At 67.3% G+C, this 24,047-nt stretch carries 27 protein-coding genes and 1 pseudogene; 11 read left to right on the top strand and 17 right to left on the bottom strand.

Annotated elements, in window-relative coordinates:
* The 9 genes and pseudogenes from A5678_RS03085 to A5678_RS03045 form a co-directional block, all read right to left on the bottom strand.
* Positions 1-241 (bottom strand): annotated as a pseudogene (locus A5678_RS03085) (type VII secretion-associated serine protease); the annotation flags it as partial.
* Between the two features lie 32 nt (positions 242-273).
* Positions 274-1,803 (bottom strand): type VII secretion integral membrane protein EccD, encoded by a 1,530-nt coding sequence (gene eccD, locus A5678_RS03080; RefSeq protein ID WP_082945361.1) that lies wholly within the window; start codon positions 1,801-1,803, stop codon positions 274-276.
* Positions 1,800-2,825 carry a MinD/ParA family protein gene (locus A5678_RS03075; protein ID WP_156746737.1) on the bottom strand — a complete coding sequence of 342 codons (1,026 nt, stop codon included), beginning with the start codon at positions 2,823-2,825 and terminating at the stop codon, positions 1,800-1,802. The genes eccD and A5678_RS03075 overlap by 4 nt, the downstream gene beginning before the upstream one ends.
* A gap of 130 nt (positions 2,826-2,955) precedes the next feature.
* A complete protein-coding gene (locus A5678_RS03070; protein ID WP_068038193.1) occupies positions 2,956-3,786 on the bottom strand; it encodes an ESX secretion-associated protein EspG in 831 nt (276 codons plus the stop codon).
* Positions 3,787-3,896: 110 nt separating this feature from the next.
* Positions 3,897-4,187 (bottom strand): WXG100 family type VII secretion target, encoded by a 291-nt coding sequence (locus A5678_RS03065; RefSeq protein ID WP_068038190.1) that lies wholly within the window; start codon positions 4,185-4,187, stop codon positions 3,897-3,899.
* Between the two features lie 53 nt (positions 4,188-4,240).
* Positions 4,241-4,564 (bottom strand): WXG100 family type VII secretion target, encoded by a 324-nt coding sequence (locus tag A5678_RS03060; protein ID WP_068038188.1) that lies wholly within the window; start codon positions 4,562-4,564, stop codon positions 4,241-4,243.
* 111 nt (positions 4,565-4,675) lie between these two features.
* Positions 4,676-5,863, bottom strand: a complete 1,188-nt coding sequence (locus A5678_RS03055; protein WP_068038184.1) for a PPE family protein — start codon at positions 5,861-5,863, stop codon at positions 4,676-4,678.
* Between the two features lie 30 nt (positions 5,864-5,893).
* Complete coding sequence (locus A5678_RS03050; RefSeq protein WP_067946481.1) at positions 5,894-6,199, bottom strand: PE domain-containing protein; 306 nt, start codon at positions 6,197-6,199, stop codon at positions 5,894-5,896.
* Between the two features lie 361 nt (positions 6,200-6,560).
* Positions 6,561-7,889 (bottom strand): sensor histidine kinase KdpD, encoded by a 1,329-nt coding sequence (locus tag A5678_RS03045; protein ID WP_068038181.1) that lies wholly within the window; start codon positions 7,887-7,889, stop codon positions 6,561-6,563.
* 232 nt (positions 7,890-8,121) lie between these two features.
* Between A5678_RS03045 and A5678_RS03040 the strand changes: the two genes are divergently transcribed.
* Genes A5678_RS03040 through A5678_RS03025 form a run of 4 tightly spaced genes read left to right on the top strand, consistent with a single transcriptional unit; the run spans position 8,122 to position 12,199 of the window.
* Positions 8,122-8,724 carry a TetR/AcrR family transcriptional regulator gene (locus A5678_RS03040; protein WP_156746736.1) on the top strand — a complete coding sequence of 201 codons (603 nt, stop codon included), beginning with the start codon at positions 8,122-8,124 and terminating at the stop codon, positions 8,722-8,724.
* A 25-nt stretch (positions 8,725-8,749) separates the two neighbouring features.
* Positions 8,750-9,961 (top strand): acyl-CoA dehydrogenase family protein, encoded by a 1,212-nt coding sequence (locus A5678_RS03035; protein ID WP_068038178.1) that lies wholly within the window; start codon positions 8,750-8,752, stop codon positions 9,959-9,961.
* A 51-nt stretch (positions 9,962-10,012) separates the two neighbouring features.
* A complete protein-coding gene (locus tag A5678_RS03030) occupies positions 10,013-11,230 on the top strand; it encodes a GNAT family N-acetyltransferase (RefSeq protein ID WP_068038175.1) in 1,218 nt (405 codons plus the stop codon).
* 21 nt (positions 11,231-11,251) lie between these two features.
* Entirely contained in the window at positions 11,252-12,199 is a 948-nt protein-coding gene (locus A5678_RS03025) for an FAD-binding oxidoreductase (protein ID WP_068038171.1), read from the top strand.
* A gap of 14 nt (positions 12,200-12,213) precedes the next feature.
* Here the strand turns inward: A5678_RS03025 and A5678_RS26955 are convergent, their stop codons facing one another.
* Positions 12,214-12,387, bottom strand: a complete 174-nt coding sequence (locus A5678_RS26955) for a hypothetical protein (protein ID WP_156746735.1) — start codon at positions 12,385-12,387, stop codon at positions 12,214-12,216.
* A 2-nt stretch (positions 12,388-12,389) separates the two neighbouring features.
* Positions 12,390-12,671, bottom strand: coding sequence for a hypothetical protein (locus A5678_RS03020; RefSeq protein ID WP_068038168.1), 282 nt, complete (start codon positions 12,669-12,671; stop codon positions 12,390-12,392).
* A gap of 197 nt (positions 12,672-12,868) precedes the next feature.
* Between A5678_RS03020 and A5678_RS03015 the strand changes: the two genes are divergently transcribed.
* Positions 12,869-14,092, top strand: coding sequence for an MFS transporter (locus A5678_RS03015; RefSeq protein WP_231983559.1), 1,224 nt, complete (start codon positions 12,869-12,871; stop codon positions 14,090-14,092).
* Between the two features lie 440 nt (positions 14,093-14,532).
* Here A5678_RS03015 and A5678_RS03010 read toward each other — a convergent pair whose 3' ends face one another.
* Together A5678_RS03010 and A5678_RS03005 are read right to left on the bottom strand one after the other, a co-directional pair.
* Positions 14,533-15,570 (bottom strand): LLM class F420-dependent oxidoreductase, encoded by a 1,038-nt coding sequence (locus A5678_RS03010; RefSeq protein ID WP_068038162.1) that lies wholly within the window; start codon positions 15,568-15,570, stop codon positions 14,533-14,535.
* A gap of 12 nt (positions 15,571-15,582) precedes the next feature.
* On the bottom strand, positions 15,583-16,005 hold the full coding sequence (locus tag A5678_RS03005; protein ID WP_068038158.1) for a nuclear transport factor 2 family protein: 423 nt from the start codon (positions 16,003-16,005) through the stop codon (positions 15,583-15,585).
* A gap of 122 nt (positions 16,006-16,127) precedes the next feature.
* On the opposite strand from A5678_RS03005, the gene A5678_RS03000 reads away from it, so the two are divergent.
* Positions 16,128-16,697, top strand: coding sequence for a PadR family transcriptional regulator (locus tag A5678_RS03000; protein ID WP_068038155.1), 570 nt, complete (start codon positions 16,128-16,130; stop codon positions 16,695-16,697).
* Between the two features lie 5 nt (positions 16,698-16,702).
* On the opposite strand, the gene A5678_RS02995 is transcribed toward A5678_RS03000, so the two are convergent.
* A complete protein-coding gene (locus A5678_RS02995; RefSeq protein WP_068038152.1) occupies positions 16,703-17,422 on the bottom strand; it encodes a CoA pyrophosphatase in 720 nt (239 codons plus the stop codon).
* Positions 17,423-17,522: 100 nt separating this feature from the next.
* Here A5678_RS02995 and A5678_RS02990 point away from each other — a divergent pair, with 100 nt between their 5' ends.
* Genes A5678_RS02990 through A5678_RS02980 form a run of 3 tightly spaced genes read left to right on the top strand, consistent with a single transcriptional unit; the run spans position 17,523 to position 19,770 of the window.
* A complete protein-coding gene (locus tag A5678_RS02990) occupies positions 17,523-18,566 on the top strand; it encodes an amidohydrolase family protein (protein ID WP_068038149.1) in 1,044 nt (347 codons plus the stop codon).
* Between the two features lie 34 nt (positions 18,567-18,600).
* A complete protein-coding gene (locus tag A5678_RS02985) occupies positions 18,601-19,494 on the top strand; it encodes a hypothetical protein (protein WP_068038145.1) in 894 nt (297 codons plus the stop codon).
* A 9-nt stretch (positions 19,495-19,503) separates the two neighbouring features.
* Positions 19,504-19,770, top strand: a complete 267-nt coding sequence (locus A5678_RS02980; protein ID WP_068038143.1) for a YdeI/OmpD-associated family protein — start codon at positions 19,504-19,506, stop codon at positions 19,768-19,770.
* A 3-nt stretch (positions 19,771-19,773) separates the two neighbouring features.
* On the opposite strand, the gene A5678_RS02975 is transcribed toward A5678_RS02980, so the two are convergent.
* The 3 genes from A5678_RS02975 to A5678_RS02965 all read right to left on the bottom strand — a co-directional run bounded on the left by A5678_RS02975 (position 19,774) and on the right by A5678_RS02965 (position 21,755).
* Positions 19,774-20,127, bottom strand: a complete 354-nt coding sequence (locus A5678_RS02975) for a VOC family protein (RefSeq protein WP_068038140.1) — start codon at positions 20,125-20,127, stop codon at positions 19,774-19,776.
* A gap of 92 nt (positions 20,128-20,219) precedes the next feature.
* On the bottom strand, positions 20,220-20,726 hold the full coding sequence (locus tag A5678_RS02970; protein WP_068038136.1) for a DUF5666 domain-containing protein: 507 nt from the start codon (positions 20,724-20,726) through the stop codon (positions 20,220-20,222).
* A gap of 144 nt (positions 20,727-20,870) precedes the next feature.
* The gene (locus A5678_RS02965; RefSeq protein WP_068038133.1) at positions 20,871-21,755 is read right to left on the bottom strand and encodes a cyclopropane mycolic acid synthase family methyltransferase; all 885 of its coding nucleotides are present in this window, start codon (positions 21,753-21,755) and stop codon (positions 20,871-20,873) included.
* A 184-nt stretch (positions 21,756-21,939) separates the two neighbouring features.
* Between A5678_RS02965 and A5678_RS02960 the strand changes: the two genes are divergently transcribed.
* On the top strand, positions 21,940-22,533 hold the full coding sequence (locus A5678_RS02960; RefSeq protein ID WP_068038130.1) for a hemerythrin domain-containing protein: 594 nt from the start codon (positions 21,940-21,942) through the stop codon (positions 22,531-22,533).
* A gap of 179 nt (positions 22,534-22,712) precedes the next feature.
* A complete protein-coding gene (locus tag A5678_RS02955) occupies positions 22,713-24,041 on the top strand; it encodes an MFS transporter (protein WP_068038125.1) in 1,329 nt (442 codons plus the stop codon).
* Positions 24,042-24,047: the final 6 nt, after the last annotated feature.

Raw genomic sequence — 24,047 nt, 5'->3', positions numbered from 1 at the left:
CCGCCACCGGTACACCGTTGCCGGTGCTGTATTGCCACGCCTTACTGATGTTGAGCAGGTTGAAGCCCGGTGCCAGCTGCCCCACATCGGGATTGCGCACGGTGATGGGCGTCGAGCAGCTGTTGGCCCGCCGCATCGGTTGGTCCGGCCTGGACGGCCCGTCGGGCGGCACCAAGCCCGGATCCACCTGCGGGGGGGTGATGGCTTGTGCCGCAGGGATATTCGCGGACAACGCGACCATGGTGACGGCGGCAGCAGCCGCCGCCGCCCTCTTTAGTGGCGAATCCACGTGAACAGCCCTCCCAGGGCCGCCGCGGCGGGCAGCAAGACGATGAACGCCAATACTTCCACCCATTCCACGGTCAATCGGATGAAGGGCCTGAACCGCACCGTGGGCACCAGCAGCGCCGCGGCCAGACCGCATGCCGCGAACGCGGAGATGGCTAGCCCGGGCCAAAGCAGTCCGCTCCCAACGTCTTTCGGTCCGGCAATGGCGTATTTGACCACTCCGGCGGATACCGCGGCCGCGGCCCCGCAGGCGAGCCCGACGGCCTGGTACTTGGCGGCGAATCCGCGGCCCTGGGTGATGAAGATGCCCACCACGAGTCCGGCGACCACCAGCGCCAACCACGCCCAGGGACGCCCCGGCGTCAGCACCCCCCACACGGCCGCGGGCAGGACGATCGACACCCCGACGCACACACCGACCTGGACCGCGTTTACCAGCCGCGCCGAGGCGGCGATCGCTGCGCCGCGCGCGGTGATGTCGGTCAATTCGTTGTCCTCGTCCTCCGATTCGTCCTCGCTGACCGGGGAGACGGTGTCGACGGGCATGCCCTCGCGGCGCGCGAACAGGTCGCGGCCGGTGATCGATCCGAAGTGCGGCGGCCGCACCCGAGCCACCCACAGCGCGATCAGCGGGGTCATCCTGACCAGGATCAGCAATCCGACCAGCACGCAGATGGCAAGCACCTGCGCCGAGGCCGGCCGGAACATCCGGACGACGGCCACGGCGGCGAGGATCCCGCTCACCGTCACCACCGCGGTGACGACCGCGGTCTGCCACCGCTTGCGTGTCATCGCGCCGATCGCGATGGCACCCAGGATCACGATCACGAGACCGATCACCGCGTGCGCCGCCCCCAGGGTCCCGGGCGGCGCGCATGCACCCGCGACGGCCAGCAACACCACGGCCAGCCAGCCGAACCCGCTGAACAGGTCGCGCCGCTCCGGCCAGCCCCACCACACGACGGCGGCCCCGACCACCAGCAAGACGCCAACGGCGCCGGATACGGCGGCCGGAACGGGACCGTCGGTGAACGTTCGCGCCCGTAGCGTCAGCGCCACCACCACCGCAGTCGCCATCGCGATGATCGCGACGGCGGTGTGCGCGGCCGTCAGCGGCGTCACCGGGGCGAACATCCGGTCACCGCCGTCACGGCCCAGCCACTTGCCCATGGCCGCCAAGCCGGTCGACAACGACTCGTACTGCGGTTCGAAGGATTCGCCGGCCACCCGGGGCACCAGCACCAGGGTGTCCCCGTCTTGCACGCCCAACTCGTCCAGGCTCTTGTTGATGTCCAGCCGGACCCCGTTGATCTTGTGCAGTTCGTAGCTGCCCGCCGGCAGCGTAATGCCGTCAAAACCTTTGCGCTTCAGGTCCGCGTCGAAGAGCTCGACCATTCCCTCGAAGAATCCCTCCACCGGAATTCCGGCGGGGAACACTTGGGAGCAGAGATGCTTCTCGTAGGAAATATTGACCGCACAACGCGCCGGGAAAGCGACCTTATGCGCTGATGTCACGACGACGTCCGCTCCGCATCCGGTATGTATTTGTCGGCCAGGCCGGCGGTAATTTCAAAAAGCCGCAACCGCGTCTTTTTCTTTAATTCATGAACCGTGTCGATGAGCCCGCCTTTGGCGAGGTGCGGATCGAACGGCATCTCCTCGACGGTGGCGCCGACCTTGGTGAACCGCTCGGTCAGGTACGCCAGCGCGTCCTTGTCGGCGATCTGATCCGTGTGGTTGATGATCACGGTGCTTCGCGAGACCAGCTCGTGGTAGCCCTGCGAGCGCAGATAATCCACAGCCCGCAGCACCGGTCGAGAACGGTCCGCCGTTATGCCGGAGACGAACACGAGCGTGTCGGTGTTCTCCAAAACCGGCTTCATCACCTCGTGTTCCAAATCCGGCGAGGTGTCCACGATCATCACCGTGTGGGTTCGCCGCAGCCGCGACAGGACCCCGGAGAACATCGCCGGCACCAGCGGCCGCGGCTGGTCCGACGTGCGGTTTCCGGCGAGCACGTCGAGCCCGATCGGGTTCTGCCCCAAGTGTTCACGGATGTCCGCGTAGCCCTGGACGTCCGTGTCATTGATGATGGCGGTGTAGTCGCCCGGCGGCGACTCGTCGATGCGGTCGGCCAGCGTGCCGAAACCCGGGACGGCGTCAATCGCAATCACGTTCTGCGGGCGGCATTCTCGGAACACCCCACCGATGCAGGCGACCATCGTCGAAACCCCTACCCCGCCCTTACCGGAGACCACCGTGATGACGTACTGACGCCGGATGTGCCGCCGGATACGGTTCTGCAAGTCCCGGTAGTGCCGCTCACTGGGCGATTCGCCGGGGTTTATTTTCTTAAAAGAGATGACATAGATGAATTTGCGCCAACCCGAGCCCGGAGGAATCTTTCGCGGCGCGGCCAGATCGGTAATGCGCATGGTGTCCGACACCGAATCCGGGAAGTTGCGGCCCCCTGACGGATCCCCCCGTCTGAGCGCCCCTTCGTCCGACATATTCGGGTCATTCCAAGGGCTCGTCACGTCGCGATGCTAACACGCTCGGCGATACCGCGTTTACCGATCAACAAACCCTTGAAGAGCGTAAGAGGTTGCTATTCCACGGCATTGGTTAACTGACTTATCTTGCGTCAGTTGAGAAATCGTCCTCCCGTCAGACCACCCGCCGATACGAGTACCACTCGTCTCCCGCGGGCAAGCGGCGGATGAGCCGCTGCACGGCGCCGCTGATGTCGCTGCGCGAACCGGGCGAGACGATCTGATAGCGCCGCTGCCCCGAGATGACGCACTCTATGCAGACGCGTCCCGAGGGGGTGTCGACGATGGACACGGACGAATCGCCGACCGCCATGCGCGCGAGTTCGTCCGGCCCGACACCAGCCTGCAGCGCGACGATGGACGCGCGCGCCGAGCGCGCGGGGTCGGCGGCCGCGAGCACCAGCTGCAATTGATCGGCGTCGAGGCGCTGGGCGAGCAGAAATGTCCGCAGGCTGGCGGAGTCGCGCACCGACGCGAGCAATTCTTCGGTGTCCAAGGTGACCGGCCGCAACGGCGCCGCCTCCGCCACCCCGCAGAGCCGCTCGACTTGCCCCACCACCAGTTCGCTGGCCCCGCCCTCGTCGTTTGCGGTACCGGCCGGGTACAGGCGGATGAGTTCGTCGTGGCGTTCCAGCACCACCCACCAGCTGGCAAAGCGGCAAATAGATACCCGCGTCGGTTCGTGCCCCGGCACGTCGATGATGAGCATCAACGCCAAGTCCCGCCGCAATAGGACGGTGAGCCATTCGCGGATCATCGGGTCGACGTTGTCGGTCTCGTCGAGGGCGCCGGCCGCCCTCAACTCGGCCGCGATCGGGTGGCCCAGCGCGCGCTCGGCGGTGTCGAGCCGCGGCAACAACGGCCGCAATCCCAGCTCGGGGCAGGTCTGCTCCACCCCGGCCACCGCTTGCAACACCCACAGGCCATCGACCGTGGTAGTCAGCATGTCACTTCGCTTTCCAGGCGGCGCGCCCCTGAACCGGCGGGCCAGACACCGAAGGGGGGCACATGCGCTCGCGCATCTGCCCCACCTTCAATCGCGGTGGTCAGCCGGTCTCAGCCGAACAGATGGCCGATGTTTTGGTCGGTAGCGAGTGCGTTGTCCAGAACGTGCGAGGTCGTCACTCCGTGCTGGCTGACGGTGTCGATCAGCCCCTGCAGCCCCGACAACATCTGCGCCTGCGCCTCGAAGAATTGCTTCGCACCGTGACCGGCGAAGAATTCTGTCAGCTGGTTCGTCCGGTTCGAGGTGTCGTCGTAGATTCCCTGCAACTGGCCGGCGCGGGAACCGACATCGGAAGCGAAATCGGCTACGGCGCCCGGGTTATAAGTGATCGGGTTGGACATTTGCGAACTTCCTTTCAAAAGACCGTGAATGAAATTACGAGTGAGTGGGTCGTTTAGGAGCCGTGGCCGCCGAATAGCGCGCTAAAGGCGTGTGACGAATCCGCCTCGTGGTGTTCCATCAACGCCGCCGCCTGCTTGAGCCCCTCGGCCAGGCGGGTTCCGCCGGAAAGGACCTTGTTCAGGTCGTTCTGAATTTCGATGGCCGTCGCGTGGGACGCGGTCACCGCCTCACCGGACCAAGTCGAAGGGTTCATCACGTTTTCGTGATTCGCGATGTAGCCCTGAGCGATTGCGATCGCGTGCTCCATGTTCGCCTGAATGTGGTTCGAAGCATCACGTAGCACCTGCGACGATACTTGGATTGTTGAACTGTCCACTTGCGGTTTCTCCTAACTACTGCTGCCCTCCCCCGGGGAATTACCTGGGGCGTGAAGCGAAGTGTATGGGGGCTATTTGGACCTGTCGATTCACCCTTCGCCGGGCCGGCTTCACACTCTGGTATCGATAACCCGCACGGTCGCGGGCTGTTCGGATTTGTCTCGGGATCCGCGCTCTCCTCCCGCCCCATGCCCCACCGGCATGCCGCCCACTGGTGTCCCACCGCCGACCGTGGTGGTCTGCGGACGCATGGCCTCGGCCCCCAACGCCCCGCTCGGCCGCAACCCCACCGGCCGGCCACTGCTGACCGGCTCGAACGCGCTGACCGGACGGGTGAAGCTGGTCGCGGGCATGCCCGCGCTGCCCAGGGATGCGGCCCCGCCGCCGCCCGATGCGCCGACGGCCGACATCTCCGTCGCCGAGACCGCCGAAACTCCTGGCGCCGCCCCGGCCACGGCACCGGGATTGGCGAACATGCCCATCATCGATTGCAGCGGCTGCATCATCTGCATCGGCGCCTGCATCATCTGCATGGGAGCCTGCATCGCCTGCGGGACCGTGCCCATCATCGATTGCACCGGCTCCATGAACGAGCCCGCCTGGCTCATGAAGTCCTGGCCGCCCGACGCCGCCTGGCCCGCGCCCTGCGTGCCAGTTTGCGCACCCTGCATGGCGGCGCGCATGCCGTCGCCGGCCCCGACGTTGGCAGCGGCTTGTCCCACCGCCGAAGCCGCCTCGGCCGGCGCCGCCGGCGACGCGCCCATGGTGGCCGTCGGCGGCGGAATGGCCAGACTTTGGCTCAACGCGGTGAGGATGGCCCCGTAGCTGGCGCCCACGGCGGAGTTGTTGGGCCACATCGACCCGAAGTACTCGAGCTCCAGCGACGTGATGCGGGGCGTCAAAGCCCCGAGGACGAGGGGGTTGATGCCGTAGTCGGTGGCGCATTCCGTGCGGTTCTCGATGCATTCGGGCGCGGGGCGCATCGAGCCGTACGCCATCTGATACGCCGAGACCGCGGTCGAAACCACGGCCGGCTTGACGTCCACCCAACCGGCAAGCCCGTGCAGCGACGCGTTCAGCGCGGTGGCGTTGGCCGCGGAGGCCAGGGAGCCGGCACCAACCCAGCTCGCCGACGTGGCTACGGTGTTGATCGTCGAGGCGATGCTCGAGCCATGATGGGTGGCCGCGAGCGCCGTCCAAGCGGCCTGGTTGGCCAGATGGGTGACGACGCCGGCGCCCGCCTTGAGCAACAAATCGTTGTCCTCAGGCGTACGCGCGGCCCACCCCGGATCGGCCATGCGTACTTCCCCCTTTTTGCGTCGCCGGCCTCAGGCCCCGATCGCCAACGCCAAGCTACGCATGAGCTCGGTGACGACGTACGTTCCCGAAGCCAGGCTCTGCGCGCCGGAGAACAAGCCGCGCTGGGCGGCGTGCTCGGAAACCACTCCCAGGTAGCTTCCGCCACACGCGTTGAGCGCCGCCGCGAACATCGCCGAGTCGGGGTCTCCGCCCATCGGCAGTACGCCCAATAGCACCGGCGCGGCCGCCGAAGCCGCCGCCTGAGTCTCGGCGCTGATGGCCGCCTCCGCGGATGACGACGCCAGCACTGCCTCCGATTGCACCTGCAGCACCATGATTTCCCTCCGATTGCTCAGCGCCTAAAAGACTGGCTTGGCGCATCAGTCTAGTGGGGTTCGACCGTTCGTGTATTCACAAGCTTTCCTTCCGGCCGACCGCAGGAAATTACGCGTTTGTCCTGACCGGCGGTATTCCCGCTATAAGTCATCCGTCAAACAACCACGTATGCCACTGCAGACACACTGGTCACGAAGTCACCGCCGAAAGCCTTAGTGCGAGTGGGTCATGCGAATGCGTGGAAGTAATGACGGGCCCCAGAAAACGGCCGAAGAGGGGAGCCCCGCGGTGCATATTCCTTAACGGAGAATCGGCGAACTGTTCCCATCCGTTTTCCCTCCGCGGAAATGGCGCCGGAAGCTAGGCGGGGCCGCGCCCATCGCCGGCCAGCTTCAGCAGCAGCCGGGTGCCCCCGAGCGGGCTGGTCTGCAACGCCGCGCTGCCACCGTGGAGTTCGGCCTGCTGGGCGACCAGCGCCAGCCCAAGACCGGATCCCGATCGCGACGCCGTCGAACCGCGGGCGAAGCGCTCGAACACCGTGGCCCGCTCGGATTCCGGCACGCCGGTGCCGTCGTCGTCGATCGCTATCTCCACGCCCTCGCTGGAGCTGCTCACGGTGAGCTGGATCTTGCCGGCGTTGCCGTGCTTGACGGCGTTGGCGATGGCGTTGTCGATCACCAGCCGCAGCCCCGTGGGCAACCCCACCATCAGCACGGTCGGCGACGGCACCAGCGACACCTCCACCTCGGGGTAGATGCGCAAGGCGTCGTGCGCAGCTCGGTCCAAGAGTTCGGTGATGTCGAACGGGACGAAGTCGTCGACGGTGGTGAGCTCGCCCTGCGCCAGCCGTTCCAGCGCCGTCAGGGTGCCCTCGATGCGGCTCTGGGTGCGTATGACGTCGCCGATGACCTCCTGGCGCTGCTCACGCGGCAGGTCCAGGGTGGACAGCACCTCCAGGTTGGTGCGCATGGCCGTCAACGGAGTCCGCAACTCGTGTGAGGCGACCGCCGCGAAGTCGCGGGCCGACTCGAGGGCGGCCTTGGTGCGCTGTTGCTCCTTGCCGATGCGCGCCAGCATCCCTTCGACGGCCTCGGCGATCTCGACGGCCTCGCGCACCCCGCGCACCTGGACTTCGTCGGGGCTGGACTGGGCGTTGATGGCGCGGGCCTGCTGGGCCAGCAGCAGGAACGGGTTCACCATGATCAGCGAGATCACCCAGCCGACGACCACCGTGCCGCCGATGACGCTGGCGCAAATCAAAAGCACCCGCAGGTGCAGCGCGTTGATCCGGTGTTGGGCCTCGGCCAACGGTGCGGCCAGCGCGATCGAGGCGGGTCCCGCGGAGAAGGTGCGGACGCGGTATTGCACCCCGTCGATGGTCGTGTTCGCGTATCCGTTGGGCAGCTTGGGCAGCACGATATTGCTGGGCACCGATACGGTCTCGTCACCGATGCGCGCGGTGCGCACCAGGTTGCCGTCCGGCATGGGCTGGTCCGGGCTGGCGTGCTCCACGTTGTTGAGGAGCGAGTTGATGTCCCCAAGGCTGCTGACCGAGTCGAGCCGGCGGTCTAGCTGGCTGTACTGGTCGTTGGTGACGCCGACCCACACCCAGGTGCCGAGCAGCACGACGAGGGTGATCACCGACAGCGCCGCGACGACGACGATGGTGCGCAGCGACAACACCCGCATCGGGAGATCTACGTGCGGTAACACGCGAATGTCAGGCTCCTCTTGTGCAGCTCGCCGCGACGGCCGACGACGGTGTCGACGCCTGACCACAACCTTCACACCCATATCGAATCGCCGCGCTCAGGCCTCGTGGTGTTTCGCAGAGAATCTAGCGCCATTCTTCGGGCCGGCGCCCTGCGCCCGCGACCGGGGCCGTTTGCCCCGGGCCGCAGTGAGTGAGTACTCTCTCACCATGCTCGGCTCGGGACGCGATCGGCTGCTGGCCGCGGCGCTCAAGCTCTTCGCCGACAAGGGGTACGCGGCGACATCCGTGGCCGACATCCAGCGGGCATCGGGTCTGGCGCCGGGATCCGGCGCGCTGTACAAACACTTCGGCTCGAAGCGCGAGCTGCTCGAGGCCGCCGTCGCGTACCGGATCGACAGCATCGTGGCGGCGCGGGAGCAGTACGACGCCGGGCAGCCCGGCAGTGTGGACCAGGCGGTGCGCACGGCCGGCCAGCTGATCTGGAGCAACCTCAAAGAAAGCGAGGACCTGCTCAGGGTCATGCTGCGGGAACCCGACGAGCTCGGCGATCTCGACGAGAAGACCTGGCAGGTCATCACCGACAACGCCTATCAACGGTTCGCCGACGAACTGGCCGCGTCGAATCGGTCTGGCCGCACCCGCATCCCCGATCCGGAGGCCGCCGCCGCCGTCGCCATCGGGTCGTTGTCCTATGCCGCAACGCTGCAGGCGCTGACGGGCCGCCTGCCGGGCAACATCGACGAGGAGCGGTACTTCGAGGCGTGGGTCAGCCAGACCGTCAGCGTCCTCGCGCAATACGGAAACCGTTGAGAGCAAATGATTCAGGAGTGAAACCGTGACTTTCTCATTACAACTGAGCGACGACGTGATCGAGGTGCGCGACTGGGTGCACAAGTTCGCCGCCGACGTCATCCGCCCCGCCGCCTCGGAATGGGACGAACGGGAGGAAACCCCGTGGCCGGTGATCCAGGAGGCCGCGAAGGTGGGGCTGTACTCCCCCGACTTCTTCGCGCAGCAGGCGGCCGAGCCCACGGGCCTGGGCATGCTCACCGCGTTCGAGGAGATGTTCTGGGGCGACGCCGGCATCGCGCTGTCGATCATGGGCACCGGCTTGGCCGCGGCGGCCTTGGCGGGCAACGGAACTCCCGAACAGCTGGGCCGCTGGCTGCCCGAGATGTTCGGTACGGCCGACGAGCCGAAGCTGGGCGCGTTCTGCTCGTCGGAGCCCGACGCGGGTTCTGACGTCGGCGCCATCCGCACCCGGGCGCGCTACGACGAGGCGACCGGGGAGTGGGTCCTCAACGGCACCAAGACGTGGGCCACCAATGGCGGCATCGCCAACGTGCACATCGTGGTGGCATCGGTCTATCCCGAGCTCGGCACCCGCGGCCAGGCCACCTTCGTCGTCCCGGCGGGGGTCACCGGGTTGGCGCAGGGACAGAAGTTCAAGAAGCACGGCATTCGGGCGTCCCACACCGCCGAGGTGGTGCTGGACAACGTGCGACTGCCCGAAGACCACATCCTCGGTGGGCGGGAGAAGTTCGAGGCGCGCATCGCCCGCGTCAAGTCGGGCGCCTCGGCGCGCAGTCAGGCGGCGATGAAAACCTTCGAGCGCACCCGGCCAACGGTCGGCGCGATGGCGGTCGGCGTGGCCCGGGCCGCCTACGAGTACGCCCTCGACTATGCCTGCCAGCGTGAGCAATTCGGCCGCAAGATCGGCGAATTCCAGGCGGTGGCGTTCAAGCTGGCCGACATGAAAAGCCGCATCGATGCCGCCCGTCTGCTGGTGTGGCGGGCCGGGTGGATGGCGCGCAACAACCAATCCTTCGACGCGGCGGAGGGTTCGATGGCCAAGCTGGTGGCCAGCGAAACGGCCGTCTACGTCACCGACGAGGCGATCCAGATCCTGGGCGGCAACGGCTACACGCGCGACTATCCCGTGGAGCGGATGCACCGTGACGCCAAGATCTTCACCATTTTCGAGGGCACCAGCGAAATCCAGCGCCTGGTGATCTCGCGGGCGTTGACCGGCTTGCAGATTCGCTAGCGCCCGCATCCCGCGGGTTGTGCCGCGGCGGGCACGCGACATGATGGCCGGATGACCACCGAGATCCGGGTCCTCGACAACGAGGACGACCTGCTGGCGGCGGCCAACCTGTTTCGCGTGGCCATGATCGGCTTCCCGCCGTTGCCCGACCTGCCGCCCGGCCGGATCGCCACGTTGGTCGAACCTGGCCGCACCGTCGGCGCATTCGTCGGGGGGCAACTGGTCGGCACCGCGGACGCCGTGACGAGCCGGATGACGCTGCCGGGCGGCGCGCTGGTGGGGCACGCCGCCGTCACGCATATCGGGGTGCTGCCGTCGTTCACCCGGCAGGGCATCGCCACGGAGCTGATCCGTCATCAGTTGCGCGACATCGCCGCCCGCGGCGAAGTGGTCGCATCGCTGCGGGCCTCGGAGGCGACGATCTACGGCCGGTACGGATACGGCGTCGCCAGTTCGTCGCAGACGGTCGAGGTGCACACCGCTCGGGCGGCGCTGCGGCGTGACGTCGGACCGGGCGGTCCCGTGCGGTTGATCGACGCCGCGCAGGCATGGGAGCTGTTGCCCCGCATCTATGCCCAGCATCGTCCGTCGCGTCCGGGAACCATCGACCGGCCGGATGTGTGGTGGCAGAGTCTGCGGCTGCGCACCGAATCGGCGCCGCAGCCTTCGTATGTCGCGGTGCACGGTGCTCCGGGAGCCGAATCGGGGTTCGCCCGCTACCGTCCGGTCGACACCGAGAGGTGGTTCGTCAGCGACCAGCGCACCATCGCCGTCGAGGACTTCTTCGCGCCCACCGCGGAGGCCTACCTGGGACTGTTGCGGTTCCTGCTCGGGCTGGATCTCATTGACCGCGTGGTGTTTTGGATGCGGCCGCTCGACGACCCGCTGCCGTGGCTACTGGCCGACCGGCGGGCGGCGCGGGTCGGCGCGGTGCACGACGAGACGTGGCTGCGGGTCATCGACGTGCCGCGGGCGCTGGCGATACGCCACTACGGCGGCGACGGCGCAGTCACCATCGCGGTGAAAGACCGCATGCTGCCGGACAATTCGCGGAGCTTCACCGTCACCGGGGCCGGTGCCGAACCGACCGAGCGGTGGGCGCAAGTGGAGGTCGACGTCGAGGGGCTGGCCGGCGTTCTGCTCGGGGGCACGACCTGGCGAGACCTCGCCATCGCCGGGTTGGCCCGGGCCGACGACCCGTCGGCAGTGGTCGTGGCCGACCGGCTGTTCGCGGTGCCGGACGCGCCCCATGCCGGGTTCTTTTTCTAGTCGCGTGGGTATGCCGACCGCGTGATCGTCATCGTCGGCGCGGGGGTGTGCGGGTTGGCCGCCGGCTACGAGCTGGCGCGGCGCGGGAAGTCCGCGATCGTGCTGGAGCGCGGCCGGCCGTTCGGCGAGCAGTCCACGGGACTGGCCCGCATCTTCCGGATCGCCCATCGCCGCCCGGCGCTGTGCCGCCTCGCCTTGCGGGCCCGCGCCGGGTGGCAACGCTGGGAAGCCGAACTCGGCGTGGGCCGACTGCTGGGCCCGGAGGGGTTCATCGCCGCCGGCACCTGTGATGAGACCGCGGCGGCCATGACGGAGGCCGGCGCGGAGTTCCGTTGGGTGGACCCCGCCGAAATCGCCACGCGGATCCCGTTCGCCTCCCCGCGATGGGCGGGCGGTGTGTTCGATCCGCTCGGCGGCAGCCTGCGCGTCCGCCGGGCGCTGTCCGCGCTGGCGCGACGGGTCGACGTCCGGCGCGGGGATGTCGTGTCGGTCGCCGACGACGGCGCGGCGACACTCGCGGACGGGACGGCGCTGCGGGGCGAGCGGGTGCTGATCTGTGCCGGGGTGCGGACGCCGGAGCTCTTCGGCGCGCTTGGGTTGGAGTTCGCCCCGCACACCCGGTTCTCCTACGAGGGCGCCGATGCGACGGGTGCGGCATGCCTGTCGGCGCCCGAGGGCTACGGGCTGCCGCTCGGCAGCACGGGGCGGTGGGCGTTCGGGCAGGAGATGCCGGATCCCGCGACGGTGCGCGCGCTGTTCCCGGCGCTTTCACCGGTGGGCCGGGTGGACTGCGTGACGGTTCGCGCGCCGTGGCTCGACTTGGGTGGTGACGGCTGGACCGTGCGGCGGCGCGGCCGCGTCGTCGCGTTCGCCGGCAGCAACCTGATGAAGTTCGGTCCGCTGCTGGGTGAACTGCTCGCGCAGGCGGTCTTGGAGGACGAGCTGCCTGACGGGCTGGTCGTGAGCTGACCGAGATCACCGATTCACTTGAGCGAATGGCGGATTGGCAGATGCTTGAGGCCGCCGACGAAGGTCGTGGCCATCCCGTTAGAGCTTCGATAAGCCGTCGTTCCCGGCAGCCAGTTGCGCGGCAATACCGTTCGGATTTTCACCGCGGGCAGCACGGTGCGTGTTCCGGCGGCGCCGCCGGCAACCACAGTCAGCCGTGGGGCGCCTCGGAAATCTTGGTGTCCGGCTTGCCCAGCGTTTGGCAGTAGGTCAACGCCGACAGCCGGGTGGCCGATATCTCGGCGTTGGAGGGGTCAGTGCCGTTCTTGTCCTTCAGCATTTTGCTGACCTCGTCGTTCTGCTTCTTCTCGTCCTGCGAGGTGAAGTCCTTGCACTTGGTGTCGCCGCCGGTGTTGATGACCTGTGAGGCCGAACACGCGCTGGACAGCAGCACGGCGAGCGCGAACGTGGCGGCCGCGATTTGCTTCATCATTTGCCTCCCTGGAGCCGAGTAGTGGTATCAGTACACCAAAACGATCGATTTGAAACCCCGCAGAGAGATTGCCCCGGTAACTGATCCGTTTGCGCCGCGTGCATCTCGCGCGCGAACGGGAATAACTGCCACGTCCAAGTCGTCGTTTCGGGTTCGTCGGCTCCGATCGCGCCGAGACCCGAGGGGAGGAACGTCAAGTGTCCTGGTCCACCGGGTCAACTCCGCCGTCGTCTTTGGCCACGCTGGAAAAGCGTGACAGCCGGGATACGGTCCGGGCCACGTTCGCCGGCGTCTTGGTGTTGTTGCTGTCCATCGGCTGGGTCGCCAACCACTTCGTCGCGTTGATGCCCTTGCTCAGCGTTCGGCAGCACCTCAGCTCGGCCACGCTCGACGCGATCTTCGGCATTTATGCGCTGGGATTGCTGCCGGGTCTGCTCGTCGGCGGGCGCGCCTCGGATGGGTTCGGGCGTCGGTCGGTGGCACTGGCCGGGTCGGCGACCGCGGTGGTCGGGACCCTCGCCATGCTGTGTTCGCAGCAGTACGACGTTCTGCTGCTGGGACGCCTGGTCGTCGGGCTGGGAGTCGGGCTGGCCATGAGTTCCTGCACCGCGTGGGCCTCCGACCTGAAAGGTCCCGCCGGGGCGGCCGCGGCAGGCGCGGTGTTGATGGCCGGTTTCGCGATCGGCCCATTCGCGGGGGCGTTGATCGCCGGGGCGGGTCCAGCCGGCATCCGGTTGTCATTCGGGATGGCAGCCGCCATCGGCGTGGCCGCGATGGCGGTCGCGGTCGTCGTGGCGGGCCGCACGGGGGCAACCGCACGGGCAACCGAACAGGTTTGGGAGCCGTCGACAAGCACCGGGCAGGGCACTGCGCGGGCGTTGAGTTGGGCAATGCCGCTCGCGCCGTGGGTGTTCGCCTCCGCGACACTGGGATTCATCACGATTCCCGGCCGCGTGCACACCGGGCTCGCGGCTCCGATGGCTGCCGCCACCGCCACGTTGTTGGTCAACGGCGTCAGCGGGCTCATCCAGGTGCTCGCTCGCGCGCGCAGGTGGGGGCCGCAGGCCGGCACCGCCGGCGCGGTGCTCGCGGCCCTCGGGTATGCGGTCACCGCGCTGGCCCCGCCGGCCATGTCGCCCGCGTTGGGGCTGCCGCTGTTGCTGGTGCTGGGCAGCGCGTCCGGCCTATGTTTGCGCGAGGGCTTGATCGACCTGGAGGCCGCGGCGCCGAAACGCTTGCGCGGTGCGCTCGTTGGCGCGTTCTACGTCGTGACGTACGTCGGCTTCGGCCTGCCGCTGATCTTGACGACTGTCGGGCCGACGGTTTCGACGGCCGTCCTCGCCGTGATGGCGGCGCTGGCTTCGCTGATGGCCGTGAGTCGAGCGGTTCGACTTCGCCGAGACGCCCACCGCCAGGGCTGACCGCCGCAGCCTCACTCCGCGGCGGGCCTCGAGTTTCGCCGAGCGCCGCCGTTGGACCGGAGAAGTGCCGCCCCACCATGATTGGAGACGCTTCCGTCAGCACCGTGCCGCCGGCGGCTGACGATGGTGACGATTCGTGGAAACCGGCCCGCCCGGCGGTACATGGATTGTCCCTCCGGCGCATTCCCCTCGAGATCCGCAAGGACGCCACGGTTATGGCCATCGCGCTCGTCATGACGTAGACGTTCGCCGCCGCCTACACGGTGGCCCTGGGCAGGCCCACCCCCGGGAGCTGCCACGGTCACCGCCATCCACACGGCGACCTACTTTCCGCACAATCAGCGCGCATTGCCGTTCGTCGTTCTGGCCGTGTGTTTTTCGATCACGCTGGTCGCGTTGGTGACGTGCTGCCGGCGCTACAGCGGTCGCCTGAGGGGTGATCAGAGGAGTTCGCGGAGAGTCTCGATCAGCTTGATCCGCTCGGCGGGCGTGGATGCGATGGGCGAGACGTTGAGGGTGGTGACCCCCGCCTCCCGGAACGCGGCGACGCGATCCTTCACGAATTCGCGGCTACCGATGAGGTTCACATCTCGCACGAGGTCGTCGGGCACGACCTTGGCGGCGCCCTCCTTGTCCCCGGCCAGGTAGAGCTCCTGGATGCGGTCGGCCTGCGGGCCGTAACCGTACCTGGTGGCCAGGGTGTGGTAGAAGTTCTTGCCCTTGGCGCCCATCCCGCCTATGTATAGGGCCAGATGAGGTTTGACGAATTCCCTGAGTGTTTCCACGTTTTCGCCGATCGCCAGCACCGGTCCGGCGTAGATGTCGAGCTCACCCAGACTGGGGTCGCGCTTGGCGCGGCCGGCGGCCAGCGCCTCTCCCCACACCTCCCGCGCCTTCTCGGGCAAGTAGAAGATCGGCTGCCATCCCTCGGCGATCTCGGCCGCCAGCTCGACATTCTTGGGACCCAGCGCAGCGACCAGTATCGGAATACGTTGCCGGACGGGCTGATTGATGAGCTTGAGCGGCTTGCCAAGCCCGGTGCCCTGCCCGGCGGGCAGCGGGATCGTGTAGTACTTGCCCTGGTGTTTGAGCGTCTCGCGCCGCCACACCTTTCGGCATATGTCGATCACTTCGCGGGTCCGGGCGATCGGCGCGTCGTAGGGGACACCGTGGAAGCCCTCGATGACCTGTGGGCCGGAGGCACCCAAACCGAGCGTGAACCGGCCGTCGGACACGTAGTCGAGGCCGGCGGCGGTCATCGCGGTCAACGTGGGTGTTCTGGTGTAGAGCTGCAAGATCCCGGATGCCAGTCCGACCCGGTCTGTGCTGGCGGCCAGGTAACCCAGCGCGCTCACGGCGTCGAACGAATACGCTTCGGGGACAAAGACAATGTCGAGTCCGGCGCGCTCGAGGTCGGCCACTTCGGCGGCCACGTCCTTGAAACCGCCGGCGTAGTTGATGCCCAATCCAATTCGCATGCTCGCCTGCTCCTACGCGGTGCTGAACTCATCGGCGAGTTCGAGCGCCTCCCGCTGGATTCTGTCGAACTGGGCACCCATCGCCTCTGACACCGCCCTCGCGCCCGAGAGCGGGCGGACCATCACCATGAAGTCGTCGATGAGACCGTCGTCGTTGAAATGCAGGAAGTCGCAACCGGTGATCTTGAGCCCCGGCGCTCCCACTACCCCGGTCTCGAACACGAACGCGTGGTCGTGACCGTTGGGGTCGTGGATCTCACGCGTATAGCGGAAGTCCTCGAAGATGCGCATCGCACCGCGCAGGATCGCCGAGGCTATCGGCTTGCCGACGTAGGGCTTGAACACGACAGGGCTGGTGAACACCACGTCGTTGGCGAGCAGCGCCTGGATGCCCTTCTCGTCGCGTTCTTCGACCGCCTTGCGGAACGGATGCATCTCGACACCTCGCCTAGAGAATTCGTTTCAGAAGTGCCGTTGACGCTATGCCGTGGGGGCCGGCGTGTCCATAGTGCGATTAATCACTTTGTTGATTAGTCATCTCGTTGTAGCCTTTTTCGATGTCGCTGCGCGATGCGGTATTGGCGGCCCTCCTCGAGGGGGAGTCGTCCGGTTACGACCTGGCCAAAGAATTCGACGCTTCGGTCGCGAACTTCTGGATGGCCACCCCGCAGCAGCTGTACCGCGAACTCGACCGGCTCGCCGGGCAAGGTCTCATCGCGGCGCGGGTGGTGCACCAAGAGCGCCGGCCCAACAAGCGCCTGTTCTCCCTGACCGATGCCGGCCGCAGCGCGATCCAGGAGTTCACCGCGAAGCCGCCGAAGCCGTCGGTGATCCGCGATGAGCTGCTGGTGAAGGTCCAGGCCGCAGATGCCGGTGACACGCGCGCGGTGCGTGAGTCGATCGTCGAACGACTGCAATGGGCGACGGCCAAACTGCAACGCTACGAGCGGTTGCGCGCGCGCTTGCTCGAGGGGCGCGACGAGGAGGACTTTCTGGCCCACGCCCGGCGAATCGGTCCCTACCTGACGCTGCTGCGCGGAATCGCGTTCGAGGAAGAGAACATTCGGTGGGCCGAGCGCGCGCTGGCCGCGGTCGACCGCCGCCTTTCCGCGCCGGCTAAGGAGTAAGCCGGTCACCGCCAGGCGAAGACCGGTTGCTCGAGTTCGTCGACCGGGTCGTGGCGACCTTCCAGGCACCACCATCGCAGCTGCAGCAGCACGGCGCCGGTTGGTGCGTGAATGAGGTCGTTCCCCAGCGGGATCTGCACGACCGGGCGGGGGCTCTCCGGGATGGTGATGAACCGCGGCGAATCGTCGCGTTGCAATTGGTGCAGTCCCACCCGGTACACCGCCACCACCTCGTCCGGCGCCGGCCGGGGATCGAGTCGGCCGCCACCCCAGATCACCACCGGGGTGATGACGTACCCGGACCGGGTCGGGTAGTCGTCCAGGAGTCCGAGCACGGTCGAGTCGGGCAGCGTGATGTCGACCTCTTCGCGCAACTCCCGCAACGCCGCGTCGACGGCGGTCTCGCCCGCGTCGAGTCGGCCACCGGGCAGCGCCCACTGCGCGGCGTGTGAGGTGAGACGGGATGCCCTGCGGCACAACAGGAATGCCGCGCCGCCGGATACGCCGACCATCCGGCCGTCGAGTCCGGCCCCCGGCATCGGGCGGTCACCGTTCCACTCGTCCACCGGCGCCGGATCGACCCGGTCCTCGCCGAGGGTCGAGTCGACCAGCACCACGGCGACCGCCGCGTGCCGCTTTGACGGGTCGGTCACCTCGCGGCGGTCATGGCCCTCCAGATGGCCCCGGATCCGCTCACACAGCGCGTCGTCATACGGGATGGTCACGGGGTCGAGACTATGCGGAGCGGGTCCCCGCCCGTCCCGGGTACTCCCGTGAACGCCGAGCGCGCCGGGCTCGTTGCTCTCCATGTATGGGAGGAGACGGATGAAGGTCGTCGGTATCGAGGAGCACTACAGGTTTCCGGCCATAGCCGAAGAGCACCACAATCAAGGGCTCGGCTCCGCGACCGAATTGCTGAAGCACGCGGGCTACGGTTCCGCCGGGGCGGATGGGGAATGGCCGCCCGGCATCAACGACGTGGGCGAGGGGCGGGTCGCGGCGATGGACGCCGCGGGCATTGACGTGCAGATCCTCTCGCACGCGGTCCCGGGCCCCGAGACGCTGGAACCCGCGGTGGCGATAGAGCTGGCCCGGCGGGCCAACGACGCAGTGGCAGCAGCGATCGCCCGGCACCCGGATCGGTTCCGCGGGTTCGCCACCCTGCCGATGCGCGACCCGGCGGCCGCCGCCGGCGAGCTCGAACGCACCGTCCGCGATCACGGCTTCGTGGGCGCCCTGATCAACGGCCACGTCAACGGCCGCTATCTCGACGACACCTACTTCTGGCCGGTTTTCGAATCCGCCGAAACCCTGGGTGTGCCAATCTTTTTGCACCCCACCGTGCCGCCGGCGCCCGTCATCGATGCCTACTACGCCGGCTTCGACCCGAAGATAACGGCACGGTTGGCAGCCGCCGGGGTCGGCTGGCACATCGACACCGGGGTGCACTGCCTGCGGCTGATCCTCGGCGGGGTGTTCGACCGGTTCCCACAGCTGCAAATCATCGTCGGTCACCACTTCGAGGCGCTGAGCTGGATGGGATGGCGGACCGACTATTCGTTTCCGATAACCGAGACGGGCCTGAAGCGCACGGTGAAGGAATACCTGCGGGAGAACTTCTACGGCGGCATCCTCGCCGGTGATTTCTTCAGCCAGGAGCCCGGCGCGATGGATCCCAGTTGGAGCCTCTCCTTCAACGCCTACCTGGCGATGGTCAACGTCATCGGGATCGACCGCGTCGTCTTCACCGCCGACTATCCCTACGGAAACATCAAGGCGTGCCGGCAGTTTCTCGATCGGATGCCGATCAGCCAGGCCGATCGCGAGAAGATCGCCCACCGCAACGCCGAGCGCCTGCTGAGGCTTTGAGCACCGGCGACCCTGAAGGTGGTTAACTACGACCATGCAACGAGATCCGGTGCTGGCGCGACGCTTCTTCGACCGGTTCGAGCCGGTGCACGCGGTGACGTATTTCGCCCCGGAGGCGCGGGCGGCGCTGGACGGACTGGGCTACCGGGGTTTCTGGATGGGCTACTTCGCGGCCCGGTCGGCGCCCCTGGGCATGGTGCCGCCCGAGGTGGTCACCGCGATCTTCTACAACTTCGCGCCCAAGCGGGTCGCCAAGGCGTTGCCGGCGGCGTGGCAGGTCGCGGGACCCGACGCGGCCTTGCGTGCCCGGCAGGAATCCGCGGTCGCGGCGCTGCGCCGCTGTGGGCTCGAGGGGAACGAGAATCTCGCTGCCGCAGCGGAGTTGGCGGGTAAAGCGGCCCGCCAGGCACCGCTCGACGGGCGGCCGCTGTTCGCCGCGAACCGGGCACTGCCGTGGCCGGACGATCCGCTGGCCGCGCTGTGGCACGCCACCACGTTGTTGCGCGAGCAGCGCGGCGACGGGCACGTGGCGGTGCTGGCGGCCGCCGGCATCTCGGGCCGAGAATCCAATGTCTTACACGCCGCGGCGGGCGGGGTCCCTCGCGAATACCTCGCGCGCACCCGCGATTACGATGAAGCGGCGTGGCGACACCACGAGCAGCGCCTGGCCGCGCGCGGGCTGCTCGGCGACGACGGCTCCCTGACCGCCGCCGGCCGGGAACTCAAGGATCACATCGAGCGGTCCACCGACACGCTCGCTCTCTCGGCGCTCGACGCGCTCAGCGACGACGAAGTGGAGACGCTGTTCCGAGCGCTCACTCCCCTCACCCGCGCCGTGGTCGCGGGCGGGGACGTCCCCGACCTCACGCCGATGACCCTGCGCCGCGACGAATTACACGAGGACAGCGCATATTTGAACGACGGGTAGCCTAACCCTATGAGCAGCCAGCGCGTACCAGGTGGGGTGGTGCACAAACTTCCGGCGGACCTGCGCGAGTCGTTGATCGGCAACGCCACGGCCCTCGCCGCATGGAGGGACATCACGCCCTTGGCCCGCAACGAATTCATCTGCTGGGTCGAGGACGCCAAGCAGGAAACGACCCGACAGCGCCGCATCCGCCGGACGCAGGAGGAGCTGGAAGAAGGCAAACGCCGGCCGTGCTGCTGGCCGGGGTGCAGGCACCGCGAACGCACCGGCAAGTAGTTGTCAACGGGCGAGCGGTTTGTAGAACACCAGGCCGTTGCCCTTGTTGTCGTAGACCACGGCGCGGCGTTCGTGTGCGTCGTCGTACGGGGCTTTGACGATACCGCCCCCACTGGCCTCCACCGCCTTCGCCGCGGCGTCGACGTCGGCGGTCTTGATGCCGACGACGACCTGACCCGGTATGGGATGGTCCACCGAAGTCGCCAGCGCGAGCGTGACCGGCCCGCCGTCGAGGGCAGCGAAGTGCGCTCCGTCGCGGAATTTCAGCGGCATTCCCAGGGTCTCGCTGTAGAACCGGATCGACTCGTCGAGATCGTCGGTCGACAGGATGATCATCTTCACTTCTAGCTCGCTCACGGGGCCTCCTCTGGCTGGATGGCATAGAGACTAGGCCGGGAGGGCTGCCCGGGGAAGGCGTCGAGCGGCAGATTCTTTGCGCCGGGGAGGAATCAGGTGCGGTCGGCCGGAACTATCTGTCCGTCAAGGTAATCCATCGGCGGCCCGTCCCCGTGTCCGGCGTCGCGATCGGACACCGCGGTGGCCAGAACGGTGCCGTCCTGGATGGTTCCGACGATCTCAACGCGGTCGTTGACCGTGAAATGCGTAGCTGCGGCTGCGGATTGGCCGCCGTGACCGATGAGGGTGGTGTTGGGGGTGACAAGGTAGGTCTGGGTGTACCCGTTGGCGCTGCGCGCGGTGACCGAGCCCGCCGACACGGCTATCACCGTGCCCACCTGCCGCACCGGCTGCGCAGCGGCCGGGGGCTCCTGGCTCGCCTCGATCGTTCGCTTTTCGCCGTGCGGTGCGTTGAGTACCAGGGCCGCACACGCCGCCGCGCACAACATCGAGGCGGAGAGGACATCACATACCACCGCGACACCCTTCCCGCGCCGCGCGGTTCGACCCAACCGCAATCTTTGCTCCGGGGTCGCGGTCATTCGATGCTTGGCACCCACGATCGATCCTTCCCTGCGGTTTTGCGTCGACCGAAGGTCGACGCTTACCGAATCAGGTTGTTGCTCGTGGTTTTACCCCGGGCGCAGTGCCGATAAACCGGCCGGCGCGCCGGTTATGGGCCGCCGGTATCGGTGCCGGGGTGGTCAGCCCTTGGTCAGGGTGAATTGCGCGACGTCGGTGTAGCCCTCGCGAAACAGGTCGGCGCAACCGGTCAAATACTTCATGTACCGGTCGTAGACCTCTTGGGATTGAATCGCGATGGCCTCGTCGCGGCGCGACTCGAGCGCGGAGGCCCAGGTGTCGAGGGTGCGCGCGTAGTGCAGGCGCAGCGGCTGGACGAGCTTGACGCCGAACCCGGCGCGCTCGGCGTGCTCCACGACGGTCTTGGCTGCGGGCAAGTCACCGCCCGGGAAGATCTCGTCCATGATGAACTTCATGAACCGCAGCTTCGTCATGGTGATGGGCAACCCGCGCTCGGCGAACTCTTCGCTGCTGGGCTGGATGATGGTGTGCAGCATCATCACGCCGTCGGCTGGCAGCGCCTCGTAAGCCATCTTGAAGAAGTCGGGGTATCGGTCGCGCCCGAAGTGCTCGAAGGCGCCGATGGACACGATGCGGTCCACCTTGTCGTCGAACTGCTCCCAGCCCTGCAACAGCACTCGCTTGCTGCGCGGGCTGGGATGCCGGTCCAGACGCTGCTGCACGTGCGCCTGCTGGTTGCGGCTCAGGGTCAGGCCGACGACGTTGACGTCGTACCGCTCGAGCGCCCGGACGATGGTGGTGCCCCAGCCGCAGCCGATGTCGAGCAGCGTCTGACCCGCTTGCAGACCGAGCTTGCCGAGCGACAGGTCGACCTTGGCGAGCTGCGCCTCTTCCAGGGTCATGTCGTCGCGCTCGAAGTAGGCGCAGCTGTAGGTGCGAGTCGGGTCCAAAAACAGCGCGAAGAACTCGTCCGACAGGTCGTAGTGCGCCTGAACGTCGTCGAAATGCGGCTCTAGGCTCACGGGCTCGCTGCGGTTCTCAGGCACAAGCAACCTCTGACTGTGGTGGATTTTTGCGGCGTGCGACCAAGGCCGATCGACACGCTGGTGACTTAGTGTATCCGCACGGTGTATGCAGCCCCCCGCGAGCGTTCCCGGGCGGTTGACTGGCCCGCCACTCTTGGGACAGCATTGCCGCGAACCGTAGCGGTGAGGGAGGTGGGGCGACGCGATGGCTGATATCACCATGTTGATCCTCGCCGACCATGAGTGGTTCCGCGAACAGTTCGCCAAGCTGGACTACCTGCAGGCGCAGACACCGAACGACGAAACCGCCCTGGAGCGGGTGTGGCGTCCCCTCGCCGACAAGCTGGACGTGCACGCCTACATCGAAGAGAAGATCTTCTACCCGCAATTGCTGAAGCGGGGCACCGACGACGCCGAAGGCGAGACGCTCGACGCCATCGGGGATCACAACGACATTCGCGACGGGGTGCGCGACGCCGACGCGGCCCGGGTCGGCACCGAGCAGTGGTGGGCCGCGGTCGGCCGCACGCGGGAGGCCAACGACGAGCACATGGGCGAAGAGGAGCGGGAAGGGTTGTCCGACTTCCGTCGCGCCGCCCCGGTCGGCCTTCGCGAAGCGCTGGGGCGGCAATACAGCGATTTCATGGCGGAACATCCCACGACTGAGGGATTGCCGATCGTAGACCGCGACCCCCAGCGCTACGTCGAGGACATCGAGACCACCACGCAGTCGACGCCGAAGGAGCAGCCGGCGCCCGAGGATTTCTCGCTTCGCATCGGCAGCCTGAAAGGTCAGTGAGTTCCCGGCCGCGTTGCCCCGGCCGCTACGATCGGCCACCGGCCGATGGGGACGATAGAGCCGGTTGGGAGTGCGATTTGTTCGGCCCACGAGACTTCTGGGTACGCAATCCGTCGATGAGTGCACGGGGCCGCCGGAGGAAATGGGCACGCAAAGACATCAGGGTCGCCGACCCGGCCATGCGCCGAACCATCATGGGGACCGCGATCGGCAACTTCATGGAGTGGTACGACTTCGGCGTCTATGGCTACATCGCCACCACCATCGCCCAGGTCTTCTATCCGGGTAAGAGCGTCAGCGGCGTCCACCTCATCGCCACGTTCGGCACGCTGGCTGCGGCGTTCGTGGTGCGTCCGCTCGGCGGGTTCATCTTCGGCCCTCTCGGCGACCGCATCGGACGGCACCGGGTCCTTGTCGTCACCATCCTGATGATGACGGTGAGCACCACCGTGACCGGTTTGCTGCCCGGCTACAGCATCATCGGCATCTGGGCGCCGATCCTGCTCGTCATCGCCCGCATATTTCAGGGCCTGTCGACCGGCGGTGAGTACGTGGGCGCCATGACCTATCTGGTCGAGCAGGCCCCCGACCACAAACGCGGGATGATGGTCGGGTTTTTGCCGATGGGCAATCTGGTCGGCTTCGTGCTCGCCGGGATGATGGTGACCGGGCTGCAGACCTGGCTGCCCGATGACGCCATGTTGGCCTACGGCTGGCGGATTCCCCTGCTGCTGGGCGCGCCGTTCGGCCTGTTCGCGCTCTTCCTGCGGCTACGACTGAAGGAGTCGTCCGCCTATCAGAACGCGACAGAGGGAGCGCAGCCGTCGGGCGGGCGCCGGCAGCAATTTCGGCGCACCGTCGTGGATCAGTGGCGGGGCCTGCTGATCTGCGCGGCGCTGGTGCTGACCTCCCAGGTCGCCGACTTCATGCTGACCGGCTACCTGCCGACATACCTCAAGCTGTTCGTGCGCGTCGGCCACACCGCCGGCCTGGTGATGATCGTGATCACGTTGGCGATCCTGATGGTCACCGTGGTGCTCGTCGCCGCGCTGTCCGACCGCATCGGCGTCAAACCGATCATGTGGACCGGTTGTGCACTGCTGATCGTGGGTTCCATCCCCGCGTTCCTGCTTATCCGCTTCGGCGGCATCTACCCGGTGATCTTCATCGGGGTGCTGCTGATCGGGCTGATGGAGCTGTGCTTCGACAGCACCGCGCCCGCCATGCTGCCGGCCCTGTTCCCCACCAACGTGCGCTACGGGTCGCTGGCCATCTCGTACAACATCTCGATATCGGCCGTCGGCGGTACCACACCGCTGATCGCGCAGGCGCTGGTGTCGGGCACCGGCAACGTCATGGCACCCGCCTACATGCTGATCTTCGGCGGGCTGGTGGGCGCCGTAACGCTGCTGTTCACGCCCGAGGTCGCCAGGAAGCCGCTGCCCGGGTCCGGGCCCGCGGTGGAAAGCGAGCGGGAGGCGCGTGAGCTTGCCGACGACGTCAGGTAGTCATCG

Origin of the sequence: Mycobacterium sp. E2733 (assembly GCF_001667585.1) — a bacterium.
Classification (GTDB): domain Bacteria; phylum Actinomycetota; class Actinomycetes; order Mycobacteriales; family Mycobacteriaceae; genus Mycobacterium.
The sequence above is the reverse complement of the archived record's forward strand: the minus strand, read 5'-3'. Positions and strand labels throughout refer to the sequence as shown.